This is a genomic window from Pseudomonas cichorii (assembly GCF_019719005.1).
Taxonomy (GTDB): domain Bacteria; phylum Pseudomonadota; class Gammaproteobacteria; order Pseudomonadales; family Pseudomonadaceae; genus Aquipseudomonas; species Aquipseudomonas cichorii_E.
The window spans coordinates 157,830-173,233 of record NZ_JAIGPJ010000003.1 but is presented as its reverse complement, the minus strand read 5'-3'; the positions used below and the strand labels follow the sequence as shown (position 1 = coordinate 173,233).

Sequence of the window (15,404 nt, the reverse complement as noted above, 5' to 3'; positions counted from 1 at the left end):
CTCGACGCCCACTCACGGCACTGCCGCTGGCAGGCAGTGCCACTGGAGGATATGGACACATGTTGAAGTTTCTTGCCGTCTTGCTGTTTGCCTTCTCGAGTCTTGTGCAGGCAGAAAACACGTTGCACAACGATCTGCCTCTGAAATACCTGGCTCAGGCCAGCGCGGATGCGCCGAACAAGCCGCTGGTGATCTTCATCCACGGTTCCGGCAGTAATGAAGCGGACCTGTTCAGCCTCAAGGATTTCTTGTCCCCGGACTACAACTACCTGTCCGTGCGGGCACCCATCGAGGTAAGGCCGGGTGGCTACAAGTGGTTCAATCGCCGGATCGAAGAGGGCAACTACGATGGCGTGACCGAGGACCTGAAAAACAGCGGTGACTTGCTCAAGGCCTTCATCAAGCAGGCAACACAGAAATATCGGACCCAGCCAGACAAAGTGGTGCTGGTGGGCTTCAGCCAGGGTTCTGTCATGAGCTACGAAGTGGCGCTGCGTGATCCGGACATGGTAGGCGGCATCGCAGCCTTGAGCGGTCCGGTCCTGTCTGTACTGAAAGCCAGCCTCAAGCCCGAGGAACGCTTCAAGACATTCAACGTGTTCGCTGCCCATGGCACCGCAGACCCTGTATTGCCTTTCAGTGACGCAACCCGCACCGAAGAAACCTTGAAGGGGCTAGGCATCAAGCCGGAGTTTCATGCCTATGAAGGAATGGGACATACCATCAATCAGGAAGAAGTCGCAGATTTGAAGAGGTGGCTGGAACATACGTTCTAGCTTCGCGAATAAATTCGCTCCTACCCCACACCCCGTAGGAGCCAATTCATTCGCGAAAAAACCTACCGCCGCGAATCCCTCAAAAATCCCAGCAGTGCAATCAAGGGCAGGGCAGTGCCCACCACGCTGATCCACACCCAGCCTCCATGATCGAACAGCACACTGGCAACCGATGATCCAATCGCTCCGCCGATAAAGATGCTGGCCATGTACAACGCGTTGAGCCGGCTGCGGCTGGCTGCATCCAGTGCATAGACAGCACGTTGTCCCACCACCATATTCATCTGTACGCAGAAATCCAGCACGACACCGGTCACGGCAAGACCGATCAGGTTGTAGGGCGCAGGAATCAACCCCGGCAGGAAACTCAAGGCCCCAAACAATAAGGCTCCCAGTGTGGCGATGCGGCTATGGCCCGCATCCGCAAGGCGTCCGCTGATGGGCGCAGCAATCGCACCAATGGCACCGATCAGCGCGAACACGGCAATCTGGCTTTGCGACAGGCTATGGTTACGCGCCAGCTCCAGAGGAACGGCGGTCCAGAACAGGCTGAAAGTGGCAAACATGCAGGCCTGATAAAACGCCCGTTGCCTCAGTACCGGCTGCTGGCGCAGCAGGACCCAAAGGGAAAACAACAACTGGCCATACGACGCCCGATGATCCGGCACACGCCTGGGCATGGTGGTTGCCAGCACAACGCTGATCCCGGCCATCAGCACCGCTGCCGAGCCAAACACTGCACGCCAGCCAAAATGGTCAGCCACCAGGCTCGAAACCGGACGAGCCAGCAGAATCCCCAATAACAGCCCGCCCATGATCGAACCGACTACTCGCCCGCGAGTCTCCTCAGGCGCCAGATGTGCGGCCAGCGGAATCAGCATCTGCACCGAAACCGAACTGAAACCCACCAGCAGCGATACCACCAGAAACAGATTGGGCTGCTCGGCAAATGCGGCGCCCAACAGGCTGAGAATCGCAACCCCGGTGGTCACCAGCATCAAACGCCGGTTCTCCAGCAGATCCCCCAACGGCACCAGAAAAAACAACCCCAGCGCATAACCCACCTGAGTCAACGAAACGATCAGGCTGGCCATGGTGCTCGACAGACCAATATCCGGCGCAATCAACTCAATGATTGGCTGTGCGTAATAGATGTTGGCAACGATAGCGCCGCAGCAGAACGCAAACAGCATCACCAGCCCCTTGGTCATGGTGACGGCGCCGTGCCGGGTGTGAAGCGAAGTGCTCATGAATGTTCTCGCTTGTGCAAAAGACCGGAAAGCCGCTCAAGGCGCGCCTGCCAGAGCGGTCTGGAATGGATGCTGAGCAGGCTAACGGCTTTGGGGGAGATTAAGTAGGGGGAGCGGAGTGATACAAGATATTTCTGAAAACAATGATTGGCATTTGTATGATCAGTGGTGAGTCGCATGGGCGGGCGGCTTGAATATCCCAAGCCCATTCTCACCTCAGCCTTCCTTGCCAATCACTACCTCTCTTTATTCAGTGATGGCAATCTGCTCATCAAATCCTTGACGTTCATTTGTAACAGATGAATACTATCCGTATTCATATATATGACTGGATGAATCAGGGAATGAATAAGCTTTCAAGTGATGAACGTCTGCCGCTCTACCAACGTCTGCGCGATTGTCTGGCCGAGCAGATCGCCAATAATCGCTGGCGGCCGGGGGAGGCGATTCCTACCGAGGCGGCGCTTTCCGCCGAGTATTGCCTGTCTACCGGCACGGTCCGCAAGGCCATTGACATGCTGGTCAATGACAACATCCTTGAGCGTCAGCAAGGCCGTGGCACCTTCATTCGACGTGCTCAGTTCCAGTCTTCGCTGTTCCGCTTCTTCCGTTTCCAGACCGAGTCCGGCGTCCGGCAGGTTCCGGAAAGCCGGATTCTGTCTATCGAGCCGGTGACTGCGCCGTCGGCGGTCAGCCATGCTCTGGGGCTGCTCCCGGATGCGCCGGTGATTCGCATGATCCGCCTGAGACTGCTGGATGCCCAGCCGGTTTTGACCGAAGAGATCTGGCTGCCTCGGGTTCAGTTCCAGGCCCTGCTGGAAGTGGACCTGAACGCTCAGGGGCCTTTGCTCTATCCGATCTATGAACAGCTGTGCGGTCAGGTTGTGGCGTATGCCGAGGAAACCCTGACAGCCGAGTCCGTTACTGACGTCTATGCCCGCATGTTGCAGGTTCAGGCCGGCAGCCCGGTCGTGGTGATCGAGCGGCTGGCGCGCAATTACGCCGGTGAGCCGCTGGAATGGCGTCGCTCCCGTGGTCATGCCAGTCATTTCCGTTACAGCGTAGAAATTCGCTGAGTCTTCAATCCCGTCATTCACTGCACGCTTCATAAGGATATTGCGCATGTTCAGTTGGTATCGCGAAGTCACACCACGGGAACGCAAGACGTTTTGGGCCTGCTTCGGCGGATGGTCGCTGGATGCGCTGGAAGTACAGATGTTCGGTCTGGCGATTCCGGCGCTGATCGCCGCTTTTGCCTTGAGCAAGGGCGACGCCGGCATGATCAGTGCCGTTACCCTGGTCACTTCGGCACTGGGTGGTTGGGTGGGCGGTACGTTGTCCGACCGTTATGGCCGGGTCCGCACCCTGCAATTGATGATTCTGTGGTTCTCGTTCTTCACCTTCCTGTCGGCGTTTGTGACCGGCTTCAACCAGTTGCTGATCGTCAAGGCCATGCAAGGCTTTGGTATCGGTGGCGAGTGGGCGGCGGGCGCAGTGTTGATGGCCGAGACCATTCAGTCCAAATACCGCGGCAAGGTGATGGGCACCGTACAAAGTGCCTGGGCCGTGGGTTGGGGCATGGCGGTTCTGCTGTTTACCCTGATTTATTCGTTCGTGCCGCAGGATATTGCCTGGCGGGTGATGTTCGGCGTCGGTCTGCTGCCTGCCTTGCTGATCATCTGGGTGCGTCGCAACGTTGAAGAGCCGGACAGCTATCAGCGCATGCACAAGGAAAAGGCCTCGTCTGGCAACTTTTTCAAATCCATGGCAGGCATTTTCCGTCCCGAACTACTACGCGTGACGCTGCTGGGCGGTCTGTTGGGGCTGGGTGCGCACGGTGGCTACCACGCGGTCATGACCTGGTTGCCGACTTTTCTCAAGACCGAACGCAATCTTTCGGTGCTGAGTTCCGGTGGCTATCTGGCAGTGATCATTTTCGCCTTCTGGTGCGGCTGTATTACCAGCGGCATGCTGATCGACCGTATTGGTCGTCGCAAGAACATCGTGCTGTTCGCGCTTTGCTGCATCGTTACCGTGCAGTGTTATCTGATGTTGCCGCTGACCAATACGCAGATGCTGTTCCTGGGTTTCCCGCTGGGTTTCTTCGCGGCAGGTATTCCCGCCAGTCTCGGCTCGTTCTTCAACGAGCTGTACCCGGCAGATGTACGCGGGGCAGGGGTCGGCTTCTGCTACAACTTCGGCCGTGTGCTGTCGGCGGTGTTCCCGTTCCTGGTCGGACACATGAGCGAATCCATGTCGTTGGGTACGGCGATCGGTATCGATGCCGGGATTGCCTATGGCGTGGCAATGGTTGCTGCGCTCTGCTTGCCTGAAACCCGAGGACGCACTCTGCAAGGCGCGCCTGACAACGCGGATGCCACCGAAAAGGGCACACCACAGCAGGCCTGATCGGCCCCCTCTCTGCGCGGTGTCACGGCACCGCGCTCATTTCGTAGATGAGTTCCATGACTGACCCCTGTACTTCGCCGATTATCGGTATCGATGCTCATGCCCATGTCTTCGGCAATGGTGTGAGCCTGATTCCGGGTCGACGTTATACCCCTGATTACGAAGCCACTTTGCAGTCCTATCTGGCGAATTTGCGCGAGCATGGCCTGAGCCATGGTGTGCTGGTGCAGCCCAGTTTTCTGGGTACGGACAATCAATACCTGCTGGATGCCCTGGCTCACGCGCCTGGCCAACTGCGCGGTGTAGCGGTGGTGGATAACACCATCAGCCGTTCGGCGTTGCAGCGCATGGCCGATCAGGGTGTTGTCGGCATCAGGTTGAATCTGATGGGCAAGCCTTTGCCGGATTTCAGCGAGCCAGGCTGGCGGGACCTGTTCAAGAATGTCTGGGCGCTGGGCTGGCACATTGAGTTGCATCGCCATGTGGCTGATCTGCCGGGACTCATTCGCGACCTGCTGCCGTCTGGCTGCAAGATCGTGGTCGATCATTTTGGTCGGCCCGACGCGAGCGTCGGCGTCGACGATCCGGATTTTCAGGCTTTGCTGGAACTGGGCCTGAGCGGGCAGATCTGGATGAAGGTTTCTGCCATCTACCGCCTGGGCGGCAGCGATGATCAGAACATGGCTTTCGCCAATGCTGCACTGCCTTTGCTGGTCCAGGCTTTCGGCGCGCGTCGCATGGTCTGGGGCAGTGACTGGCCGCATACTCAGCATGAGCATCACGTCAGCTACGCCACGGTGGTCGAACAGTTTCGCAACCTCGACTGCCCGGCCCCGATCAAGCAGAGCATGCTGGTCGAGGCGGCGCAGTCGTTGTTCGATTTTTCCACTGTCGAACTCTGATTCGACGATCAGCCTTTGGGTGCCTGGATCCGGTAGCAGACCAGGTACAAGGCGGGCAGGAAAAACAGCGTCAACACAGTGGCTATCGCAATCCCTCCAATCATGGCGTAGGCCATGGGGCCCCAGAAAACTTCACGGGCAATGGGGATCATCCCCAGGCTGGCGGCCGCTGCTGTCAACAGAATCGGCCTGCAGCGGTGCTCGGTGGCCTTGACCACCGCGTTCCAGGCATCTTCGCCTGCCGCCATGAACTCATCGATCTGTGTCACCAGAATCACCGAATTACGGATGATGATGCCGATCAATGCCAATATCCCGAGAATGGCCACAAAGCCCAGCGGATACCCCGTCAACAGCAGCGCGGCGACCACGCCAATCAGGCCCAGCGGCACGACACTGACCACCAGCAGCAGCTTTTTCACGCTGTGCAGCTGGATCATCAGAAAGCTCGCCACCAACAGCAGCATCAAGGGCACCACTTTCAGGATCGGCCCTTGTGAGCGGGCGCTGGCTTCTACCGCGCCGCCTGTTGTCACCGAGTAACGTACCGGCAATTGATCGGTGAAAGCCTTGACCTGCGGTTGCAACTGTTTGACCAGTGCTGCCGGTTGCAGATGACCGATCACGTTGGCCTTCAGCGTGATAGTCGGCAGGCGATCACGACGCCAGACCAATGGCTGCTCCTGTTCGTAGCTCAGGGTGGCGAATGCCATCAGCGGTACTGTGGCGCCGTTGGGTGTCGGGATCTGCAGGCTGCTCAGGGTTTGCAGGGAACTGCGCTCCTGATCTTCGGCACGGCCTATCAAGTCGATCAGGTAAGTGTCATCGCGCACCTGAGTGATGCTGGTGCCGGTGACCAGGCTGTTGAGGATCTGCGCGACGTCTTCGGACGACAGGCCGAACTGACGCACCTTGTCCTGAACGATATGAATCTTGAGCACCTTGCCCGGCTCGTTCCAGTCATAAATGACCTGACCGATATTGGAGTTGGCATCCAGAATGGCGGCCAGGGCCATGGCATTGCTGCGCACCTGTTCGATGTCCGGACCGCTGACCCGATATTGCACCGGCCAGCCCACGGGCGGCCCCATGTTCAGGAGTTGCACGTAACCGCCCACGCCGACAAAGTCATCGCGAAAGCGTTGGCGCAGACGTTCGATCAGGCGGTCACGGCCTTCGCCGCCACGGCTGACAATCACCAGTTGCCCGTAGAACGGGTTATTCAGTTGCTGGTCCAGTGGCAGATAAAAGCGCACAGCGCCTTTGCCCACATAGGAACTCCAGCGCAGGATGTCCGGATCATCCTTGAGCGTGGCCTCGAAGCGGTCCATGGTCTGGCGGGTGCCTTCGATGGAGCCGTTCTGCGGCATGTAGATATCCACCAGGATTTCCGGGCGATCTGAGTCGGGGAAGAACTGGTTCTGCAACAGCTTGCCGGCAAACAGCGAGCCGACAAAGACCAGGGCCGTGACGCCGATCACCCACCAGCGATGCTTGAGAGCCTGCAACAGCACGCGCTGGAAGGCGCGCATCCAGGCACTGTCATGGGCCTGATGGCCTTCGGGTTTTTTCAGGATATAGATGCCGATCAGTGGCGCGAACAGCACTGCCACCAGCCAGGACAACAGCAGGGCAACGGCAATGACCGCAAACATGGTGAACACGTATTCCCCCGCCGAACTGGAGTTCAGGCCAATGGGCACGAAACCGGCGACGGTCACCAGCGTGCCCGTGAGCATTGGAAAGGCGGTCGAGGTGTAGGCAAAGGTCGCGGCCTGTTGCAGGGAATCACCCCCTTCAAGCCGGGTGACCATCATCTCCACGGTGATCATCGCGTCATCCACCAGCAGGCCCAGGGCAATGATCAAGGCACCGAGGGAAATACGCTGCATGGTGATGCCGCTGTATTCCATGAAGACAAACACCAGCGCCAGTACCAGCGGAATCGAACAGGCCACCACCAGGCCCGCGCGGATACCCAGGCTGATGAAACTCACCACCAGCACGATCAGGATTGCCTCGAACAGGGCGCGGGTAAACCCACCAATTGCCTTGTCGACCACATCGGCCTGGCTGGACACCAGATGCACATCGATACCCAGCGGCAGTTCGCCGGTGAGTTCATCGATACGCTGTTGCAGACGATTGCCGAACTCCTGGATATTGCCGCCTTGCTTCATCGCCACCGCCAGACCAATGGCTGGCTGGCCGTTGAAGCGAAACAGCGAGGAGGGCGGGTCTGCATAGCGACGTTCGACCGTTGCCAGATCGCTCAGGCGAAAGAAGCGGTCGCCAAAGCGCAGGTTCACCGCCAGCAGGTCCTGTTCATTGGTGAACTGGCCGCTGGTACGCACGGCGATACGTTCCGGGCCTGCTTCCATGACCCCGGCCGGTGTGACCGAGTTCTGTGCTTGCAGGCTTTGCAGCACCTGACGTTGATCGATGCCCAGCGCCGCCAGTTTGCGGATGGAGAAGTTCAGGTAGATGACTTCGCGCTGGGCGCCCAGCAGTTCGATCTTGCCCAGGTTCGGTACGCTGCGGATATCCGCCCGGACCTGCTCGACATAGTCGCGCAACTGGCGGAATGACAGGCCGTCGGCGGTGAAGGCGTAGATGCTGCCGAACACATCGCCGAACTCGTCGTTGAAAGCCGGACCCTGAATGCCGCTGGGCAATTCGCCGCGAACGTCCATGATCTTCTTGCGCACCTGATACCAGGCGGCGGGAATATCTGCGCTGCGGGTTTCACTCTTGAGGAACACGAAGATCGTCGATTCGCCTGCCAGCGTGTAGCTCTTCACGTAATCCAGCGCGTCGATTTCTTCGAGTTTCTTTTCCAGGCGGTCGGTCACCTGCTGCAAGGTGTCGGGCAATGTCGCGCCCGGCCAGCGTGCCTGGATGACCATGGTCTTGATGGCGAAAGACGGATCTTCCTCACGGCCCAGATTGAAAAACGACATGCTTCCCATCAAGAGGGAAACGAACATCATGTACCAGACCAGCGTGCGGTGTTTGAGGCCCCAGGCAGACAGATTGAAGCGCTCTCTCACAAACTGACCTCGCGTTCGACACGGATTTTCTGGCCGGGTCGCAGGCTGTTCACGCCAGCAATCACGACCTTGTCGCCATCATTCAATTCACCGCTGACCCGCACCGACGAACCATGGCGCGTCAGCACCTGCACTGTGCGCGGGTTCAAGGTGGCAGTCTGCGGATCGATGACCCAGACCTGTGCCTGGCCGTCACGCTCCAGCAGGGCAGTGTCGGGCAACTCGCGAAAGGTGGGCACGTTGCTGCTGATTTCGACACTGACGGTCGAGCCGAGACGGAAGCTGTCCGGAGTCTGCTGCAGGGTCAGGCGTACCCGCTGGGTACGGGTCGCTGCGTCGATCTGCGGTGACAACTGGCGAACCTGAGCGCTGACGAACACCTGCTCGTTCAACTGGGAAACCACCTTGATCTGCATGCCCTGATCCAGGCTCGTTGCCAGTTCCACCGGCAGGTCCACCACGGCCTCGCGGCTTTCAGGGCGTGCCAGGCTGACCACCGAATGACCGGTGACCATCACCTGGCCGACCTCGGCATGCCAGCCGGTGACCACACCGTCGAACTCCGCCAGCAGGCGTGTGTAGGAGAGGTGGTCGCTGGCCTGTTCAGCGGCAATTTTCGCCTGATGCAGAGTCGCTTCCTGACTGCGCAGGTCGCTGCTTAACCGGTCCAGACGTGCCTGCGAGCCCACGCCCCGCTCGAACAGTTGCTGGTAGCGCAACTGTTCATCCCGGGTCTGTTGCCATGACGCTTGAGCCTTGCTCAGCTCTGCCTGTTGAGCCCGCAACCGGTTCTGCTGATCGCTGGGTTCAAGAGTGGCCAGCAAGTCACCTTTGCGTACCAGTTGGCCCGTCTCGGCATGCCGGGTGGCGATGCGCCCGGCGACCCGAAACCCCAGGGCCACTTCGTATTGCGGCTGGATGCTGCCTGCGAAACGCCCGTGCAGGTCATTGCGCTGGTCGACGATTTCGGTGAACAGCACCGGCCGCTCGATGAGCTCGCGAACCGGTTTGTCACGACAACCCGAGAGAAACATGAGCACCACGCAAAACAGCCACAGTTGTATGCAGGTCTTTACGGTCAGACTCATAGCGTGTTTTCCGATGACGCGGCGGAGGTTGAGGCGCTGCTGGTTGTGTGTTCAGCGACATCGACTTTTTGCCCGGGATAGAGGAACTGAGCGCCTTTGGAAACCACCTTGTCGCCATCCGACAAGCCGGAGGCAATGACAACCTGTCCCTGTTCGTAACGCATCACCTGCACTTTGGCCAACCTGACCTGGGACTTGTCGTCCAGCAGCCAGACGGCAGGCTGCCCATGGGTACGGCTCAAGGCCGACCAGGGGAGGGTGAATGCCCGTTGCGAACGGGTCAGAAGTTGTGCACTGACGACGGTTCCCAGCGCCAGCGTTGCAGAGGTGTCCGGCAGTGAAACCCGTACCCGCAACGTGCCGCTGGACGCGGACACGATGGGCGTGATTTCACGGATCTTGCCGGGCACTTCGATATCGGGCAGGCCTAGAGTCCTCACCAGTACGGCACCGCCGGGCTGATCTGAACTCAGTAACGACTCATAAGCGGCGAATACGGCTTCACGTTCGCCATCATGAGCAAGGCTGAAAATCGGTGTAGCGGCCTGTACCACCTGGCCTTCTTCGGCGTGGCGAGCGGTGATGACGCCGTCGGCCACCGCAACCAGTTCGGTATAACCGACCTGATCACGGGCATTGGCCTGACGCGCCTTCAACGAGGCCAGGTCCCCGCGGGCACTTTCCAGAGTGGAGAGTGCCTGCTGGTATTCACTGAGATTGGTATAGCCTTTGGGCAGTAATGTCTGCTGACGCTTATAGTTGTTTTGTGCAAGGCGCAACCGTGATTCCCGGGCTGCCAGTTCGGCATTTGCCGACTCGAGGTCGGTCTTTTGTTCACGCGGGTCCAGCCTGGCTAATACCTGATTGGCCCGCACCCGATCCCCTACATCCACGAACCGCTGCACCAGCTTGCCTGACACGCGAAAGGCCTGATCGGTCACCTTGCGCGCCTGGATGTCGCCTGTGAGTACGACACTGGTCGTGACATCGCTGGATGTCACTTGCTGGACCGCTACGCGAACCGGTGCTTTTTCCGCAGGTTTCCCGGCAGAACAAGCGCTGATCGAGAGCGCCAGAACGCAGTGAAGTCCCAGGGCCAGCAAGGGCCGGCCCGGGGACGGTTCAGGGTGCGAAGGTCGGATTTTTCCGGTAACACGGCAAAACGAACGTAAAAGAGTTTCAGGGTTAATAGTCATCAACAACACAGCCACTGCCTTGTGGAATAAGCCAACACCGGTGAATCACCGTTTCACGGGTGCTGTCAGGCAATCGCGGTTGCGTCAGGCCATACTTGTTCGCTGCTCACTTCTTCGGTGCCAAAGAACTCCAGCACGTTCTTCTGCGATGCCAGCCAGGCTGCCTTGCTTTCCAGGTCCAGGAAATGCCCGGTATCGGGGACTGCCTTGAAGCTGCTATGGGCAATGTAGTCGGCAAAACTGCGGGCATCTTCGACCGTGGTGTATTCGTCTTTTTCGCCATTGACGAACAGCACCGGAATCTTGATCGAGGAAAAACGCTCGACATAGTTGCTGGCGCTCAGCTTGCGGATCTGGCTGATGTGGAAGTCGATCTGCTTGTATTCGTGCTCGGCAAGACTGATCAGGTGCTTGTAGTTGTACAGCTTGAACAGGCGCGGCAGGTACTTGCCAACGGTGTCGTTGAGCAGGGAGCCGATTTTGCGTTTTTCACGGGCTGCCAGGTAGATCTGCGCCTTGTCGATGTAGTCGAGCATTGGCTCGTTCAGCACCGGAGAGAAGGAGGAAATGAGCGCCTTTTCTACCGTTGGTGGCGATTCGGCCAGTGCCAGCAGCGCCGATACGCCGCCCCAGGAAACCGAAAGCAGGTAGTTGACCTGGAAGCGTTCGATGATTTGCAGAAGGATCTTGACCTCATCTTCCTTGGTCACGATCAGATCGTCGCGATTGTGGGCGCGGGACTGTCCTGCAAACGGCAGGTCGAACAACACGAGGTTGTAGTGGGGTTGTAAATACTTGACCGTCTGGCCAAAGGAACCGGTAGTGGAAAGTGCTCCGTTAATCAACAAAACGGTCTTTGCAGCACTGCTTTTCCAATAGGTTTCGGTGTAGAGCTTGAACTCTCCAACGCTTATGATCTTTGATTGCGCGCCCATAAATAGAAGCCTCCCAGGCTAAGTCGATCCTACTAATTAATACGGTTTTCTCTGCTTTAGCGGCCATGCCAAAGCCTCGCCTGGTTAGTGGCGAAATCCATTGAGTCTTTATTGTTATGGTTGGGGTGTTGCGGGAAGAACGTGAATCACGGTGGCTATTGATAACGCAGCGGCATCGGACCGACAAGTAGCTGGCGTCATAAAAATGCCGACGAGTGGTGTCCCGTCTTTCCGGGGGGAAACCGAAAAGGTGATATCAAAGAGATATTATTCGGTGAAAAGCAGCGTATCGAGCGTGAAAAACTCGTCAAAGGAGCGGAACTTGTGTTTGCTGAATCGGTCCAACAAAGTCACTTTTTGAAATGAATTGTTACAAATAACCACTTGCCAGCCTGCGCCAGTTTTATAGCGAAGTGTCGTTTGCCGCGGGCTAGAGCCTTTATCTTCGTCAAAATGCAGGCACGGCATGTTTTTTCAAGAAGGAAGGCCCTGCTTTATATCAGGGTATTAACTTTTTGGCACTCCATTACGATGCTGGCTCCTCCGTACTGGCTGGTGCCGATCTGCACACTGAAGCCATGCAGGTTGACGATGGCCGCAACCACCGACAGGCCAAGGCCGAAGCCACTTTGCTGGTTCCCGTCTTCACAGCGATAGAAGCGCTGGAAGACTGCCCCGCGTTCAGAGGCCGGGATGCCGGGACCGGAGTCCTGAACCTCGATACAAGGGCTGCTGCCATCGTCTTTGCTGTAGGCGCTGATCAGGACTGTGCCACCCGCAGGTGTAAATTTGATTGCATTGCTCAGCAAGTTGGCCAGTGCTTCAAACAGCAAGGCACGATCACCGACCAGCGTCGGTAACGGCTCATTGAGTTGCAGGATCAGCAGCACTTCGTCTTCTTCGGCAAGTGGAAGGTAAAAGTCGTGAAGTTCCTGCAAGAGCGGACGCAGCTCCAGTTCCACGAATGCCGAGCGCCGCTGGTGATCCTCGATTTCCGAAATGCGCAAAAGTCCGCGAAAACGCGCCATCAACGTGTCGGCATCGGCGATCACTTGCGCCATCTGTGTTGCCTGGGGTGAATCGTCTGCCGATTGCTGCTGGATGCGGTAGAGCTGAGCGCGCAGGCGGGTCAGCGGGGTACGTAAATCATGGGCGATGTTGTCGCAGACACCCTTGACCTCGTTCATCAGTTTTTCGATGCGATCAAGCATGACGTTGACGATCACCGCCAGCATGTCCAGTTCGTCGCGTTTGTTGGACACCGGGAGGCGCCCCGACATGTCGCCGGCAATGATCGATTCCGCGCTGGCCTGTATGGCGCGAATGCGGCGCAAGGGGCGGCGGCGCAACAGATGCCAGCCAGCTACGCCGGGAATGATGGTCAGGGAAATGCCCCACAGCAAGGCCTTGAGGATCAGGGTCGAGACGGCGAACAGCGAGCCGTTGTCGCGTACCAGCACCAGCCAGCGACCATCGGGGGTTTCTGTAGCAATCGCATCGCAGCTGTCGCTCGGCAGTTCCGGGTCGCTGGACTCGATGCAGTTTTTCAGTTGATGGATGCTGCCATCCAGCGGCAGGCTTGGGGGGATCTGGCGGATCGGCCCGGCCAGGGGTTGCAGATTGGCATCGAACAGGCCGTAGGCATCCACGGAGCGCATATCGAACGTCATGCTGGTGGCCAGCGCATCGACCAGTTCATGGCCTTCAAAGCGGGAAAACAGTTGCTGACGCTGCATCAGCGAATGGCGGGCGAGGTTGCCCAGGTAGGACGTTACTTCCCAATACAGCACACCCAGCAGAATGCCGCTCCAGGCCACGAACAGAAAACTGTACAGCGCCAGAAGGCGGCTGCTCGAAGAGCGCCAGCCTTTAGACGGGTTCGGCAATAACATAGCCGGAGCCCCGAACAGTCTGGATCAGCGGCGGGGTGCCTGGCGGGTCGATCTTTTTGCGCAGACGGCCAATATGTACATCGATCAGGTTGGTGCCCGGATCGAAGTGATAACCCCAGACCTCCTGGAAAATCATCATCCGGGTAATGATCTGCCCGCTGTTGCGCATGAGAAATTCCAGCAGCTTGTATTCGGTAGGCAGCAGAGTGAGTGGCTTGCCGCCCCGGCAGGCTTCACGGCTGATCAGGTTCAACTCCAGGTCAGCGACCTGCAGGACGGTCTTGGCAGCCGTCACGGGATTGCTGCGGCGCAGCAGCACTTCGACTCGCGCTGCCATTTCATCGGAGGCAAAAGGCTTTGGCAGGTAATCATCGCCCCCGGCACGCAGGCCGCGCACGCGCTCGTCCACATCCGACAGCGCGCTGATCATCAGGATCGGGGTGGCAATTCCCTGGGCGCGCAGGTTGGTCACGATACTCAAGCCGTCCATTTCCGGCAGCATGCGATCCAGCGTGATGAGGTCATATTCACCGCTTGATGCCCGGGCGAAACCATCACGACCGTTATCCACCCAGTCCACTTCAAGGCCATGGCTGCTGAGCTCCGCAACGATTTCCCTTGCGGTGACAGCATCGTCTTCGATTGCCAGGATTCTGGTCATGATCTTTGCCTGAATAAATACGGGAAAACCGTAGTTTGCCTTTTAATGCCCGGGTGTTTGCTTAATAAAAGTTTAAGAAACTTTGATTGTCGTGACTGGCTGCTACCGAGTTAAGCACTTTCAGCCTGCTTTTGTTCTTTCTGGGCCAGTGCTTCGGCGTGGCGTTTCTTGCGATCGCGTTCCCATTTGGCCGTCGTGTCCTTTTCACTGCGGATCTGCGCATGGCTGAGCAACCCGAAAATGAAACTGCCGCCGATGATATTGCCAGCCAGGGTAGGGCCAGCGAAGACCAGCCAGAAATCTTTCCAGGCAATTTCCCCGGCAAATACCAGGTAGGACACTTCGGCGGAGCCGACCACGATATGGGTGAAGTCACCCAAAGCCATCAGGTAAGTGATCATTACAATGATGGCTATCTTAGCGTTCTCCATGGAGGCGATCATCCAGACCATGGTCGCAATCATCCAGCCGGAGACGATGCCTTTGGAAAACATGTGGCTGATGTCGTTTTCCATGACCTTGCGGCCGATCTCCAGAAACGCCTGGTCGGTCTTGCTATCGAAAATCGGCAGGTTCAGCATCACGTAGGCCACCAGCAGGGTACCCGCCAGATTGCCCGCCAGCACGATGGTCCATAAGCGCAGCAGCCTGGCGACATTGCCCAGGGTCAGCTTGCTCATGACCGGCAACACGGCGGTGAGGGTGTTTTCCGTGAAGAGTTGCTGACGAGCGAGGATCACCGCCAGAAAACCTGCCGAATAACCGAGGCTGGCGATGACGTGACTGGCTTCCACATCTGCCAGCCGCGACTTGAACAGCCCCATGGCCATGAGTGACAACCCCATGGTCAGGCCCGCGGCCAGCGCCGACCACCACAGGGCTGCTGCGCTGCGCTCCAGTTCATGGTCGCCCTGGATACGAATGGTTTCATGCAGAACAGCCGCACGGGGCGGCTGGTTTTCATCGATTTCGCGTTGCTCTTCGGCTGAAAGGCCTGGGGTCTTGCCGTCTGGGGTCTGGTCCATGGAACTCAACTTCCTGCATGTGTGGGCTGCTGGTTCAGACACGGACCGACGGTCATTCGTTCGCCTGTTTCGAGTAGGAGATCACCCGCCGCCTTGGCACCGCGCTGTCGCGCAGCAAACAGAGGGCGGTGTAGGAGCGCGCTTGCCCGCGACCGGCTGCGTAGCAGTCGTAGATTTTGCGAGCGCTTCGCACTCGATCGCGGGCAAGCGCGCTCCTACA

Annotated in this window: 12 protein-coding genes; 4 read left to right on the top strand and 8 right to left on the bottom strand. The window is 58.2% G+C overall.

Features of this window, described 5'->3' with window-relative positions; all coding sequences use genetic code 11:
* Window positions 1-59: 59 nt before the first annotated feature.
* A complete protein-coding gene (locus K5D32_RS04365) occupies window positions 60-776 on the top strand; it encodes an alpha/beta hydrolase (protein ID WP_221599357.1) in 717 nt (238 codons plus the stop codon).
* Between the two features lie 62 nt (window positions 777-838).
* On the opposite strand, the gene K5D32_RS04360 is transcribed toward K5D32_RS04365, so the two are convergent.
* Window positions 839-1,987 (bottom strand): MFS transporter, encoded by a 1,149-nt coding sequence (locus K5D32_RS04360; RefSeq protein WP_221599403.1) that lies wholly within the window; start codon window positions 1,985-1,987, stop codon window positions 839-841.
* Between the two features lie 383 nt (window positions 1,988-2,370).
* Between K5D32_RS04360 and K5D32_RS04355 the strand changes: the two genes are divergently transcribed.
* The 3 genes from K5D32_RS04355 to K5D32_RS04345 are packed head-to-tail and all read left to right on the top strand — an operon-like array spanning window position 2,371 to window position 5,337.
* Window positions 2,371-3,102 carry a GntR family transcriptional regulator gene (locus tag K5D32_RS04355; protein ID WP_221576924.1) on the top strand — a complete coding sequence of 244 codons (732 nt, stop codon included), beginning with the start codon at window positions 2,371-2,373 and terminating at the stop codon, window positions 3,100-3,102.
* A 37-nt stretch (window positions 3,103-3,139) separates the two neighbouring features.
* On the top strand, window positions 3,140-4,435 hold the full coding sequence (locus K5D32_RS04350) for an MFS transporter (protein WP_311775767.1): 1,296 nt from the start codon (window positions 3,140-3,142) through the stop codon (window positions 4,433-4,435).
* Window positions 4,436-4,491: 56 nt separating this feature from the next.
* Entirely contained in the window at window positions 4,492-5,337 is an 846-nt protein-coding gene (locus K5D32_RS04345; protein WP_221576926.1) for an amidohydrolase, read from the top strand.
* An 8-nt stretch (window positions 5,338-5,345) separates the two neighbouring features.
* On the opposite strand, the gene K5D32_RS04340 is transcribed toward K5D32_RS04345, so the two are convergent.
* The 7 genes from K5D32_RS04340 to K5D32_RS04310 form a co-directional block, all read right to left on the bottom strand.
* Window positions 5,346-8,387: an efflux RND transporter permease subunit gene (locus K5D32_RS04340; protein WP_221576927.1), complete on the bottom strand. Its 3,042-nt coding sequence runs from the start codon at window positions 8,385-8,387 to the stop codon at window positions 5,346-5,348.
* On the bottom strand, window positions 8,384-9,475 hold the full coding sequence (locus K5D32_RS04335; RefSeq protein ID WP_221576928.1) for an efflux RND transporter periplasmic adaptor subunit: 1,092 nt from the start codon (window positions 9,473-9,475) through the stop codon (window positions 8,384-8,386). The genes K5D32_RS04340 and K5D32_RS04335 overlap by 4 nt, the downstream gene beginning before the upstream one ends.
* Window positions 9,472-10,671 carry an efflux RND transporter periplasmic adaptor subunit gene (locus tag K5D32_RS04330; RefSeq protein WP_221576929.1) on the bottom strand — a complete coding sequence of 400 codons (1,200 nt, stop codon included), beginning with the start codon at window positions 10,669-10,671 and terminating at the stop codon, window positions 9,472-9,474. Before K5D32_RS04330 ends, K5D32_RS04335 begins: the two co-directional genes overlap by 4 nt.
* Before the next feature lie 65 nt (window positions 10,672-10,736).
* Window positions 10,737-11,606, bottom strand: a complete 870-nt coding sequence (locus K5D32_RS04325; protein WP_221592728.1) for an alpha/beta fold hydrolase — start codon at window positions 11,604-11,606, stop codon at window positions 10,737-10,739.
* A 494-nt stretch (window positions 11,607-12,100) separates the two neighbouring features.
* Entirely contained in the window at window positions 12,101-13,498 is a 1,398-nt protein-coding gene (locus K5D32_RS04320; RefSeq protein ID WP_221592729.1) for a HAMP domain-containing sensor histidine kinase, read from the bottom strand.
* Window positions 13,476-14,159 (bottom strand): response regulator transcription factor, encoded by a 684-nt coding sequence (locus K5D32_RS04315; protein WP_095067673.1) that lies wholly within the window; start codon window positions 14,157-14,159, stop codon window positions 13,476-13,478. Before K5D32_RS04315 ends, K5D32_RS04320 begins: the two co-directional genes overlap by 23 nt.
* Before the next feature lie 110 nt (window positions 14,160-14,269).
* Window positions 14,270-15,184 carry a formate/nitrite transporter family protein gene (locus tag K5D32_RS04310; RefSeq protein WP_221599355.1) on the bottom strand — a complete coding sequence of 305 codons (915 nt, stop codon included), beginning with the start codon at window positions 15,182-15,184 and terminating at the stop codon, window positions 14,270-14,272.
* Between the last annotated feature and the right edge of the window lie 220 nt (window positions 15,185-15,404).

Excerpts from the sequence above, each read along its gene's own strand:
- K5D32_RS04320 (WP_221592729.1), bottom strand. The coding sequence starts at position 13,498 with ATGTTATTGCCGAACCCGTCTAAAGGCTGGCGCTCTTCGAGCAGCCGC.
- K5D32_RS04325 (WP_221592728.1), bottom strand. The coding sequence starts at position 11,606 with ATGGGCGCGCAATCAAAGATCATAAGCGTTGGAGAGTTCAAGCTCTAC.
- K5D32_RS04360 (WP_221599403.1), bottom strand. The coding sequence starts at position 1,987 with ATGACCAAGGGGCTGGTGATGCTGTTTGCGTTCTGCTGCGGCGCTATC.
- K5D32_RS04335 (WP_221576928.1), bottom strand. The coding sequence starts at position 9,475 with ATGAGTCTGACCGTAAAGACCTGCATACAACTGTGGCTGTTTTGCGTG.
- K5D32_RS04310 (WP_221599355.1), bottom strand. The coding sequence starts at position 15,184 with ATGGACCAGACCCCAGACGGCAAGACCCCAGGCCTTTCAGCCGAAGAG.
- K5D32_RS04365 (WP_221599357.1), top strand. The coding sequence starts at position 60 with ATGTTGAAGTTTCTTGCCGTCTTGCTGTTTGCCTTCTCGAGTCTTGTG.
- K5D32_RS04345 (WP_221576926.1), top strand. The coding sequence starts at position 4,492 with ATGACTGACCCCTGTACTTCGCCGATTATCGGTATCGATGCTCATGCC.
- K5D32_RS04315 (WP_095067673.1), bottom strand. The coding sequence starts at position 14,159 with ATGACCAGAATCCTGGCAATCGAAGACGATGCTGTCACCGCAAGGGAA.
- K5D32_RS04355 (WP_221576924.1), top strand. The coding sequence starts at position 2,371 with ATGAATAAGCTTTCAAGTGATGAACGTCTGCCGCTCTACCAACGTCTG.
- K5D32_RS04330 (WP_221576929.1), bottom strand. The coding sequence starts at position 10,671 with ATGACTATTAACCCTGAAACTCTTTTACGTTCGTTTTGCCGTGTTACC.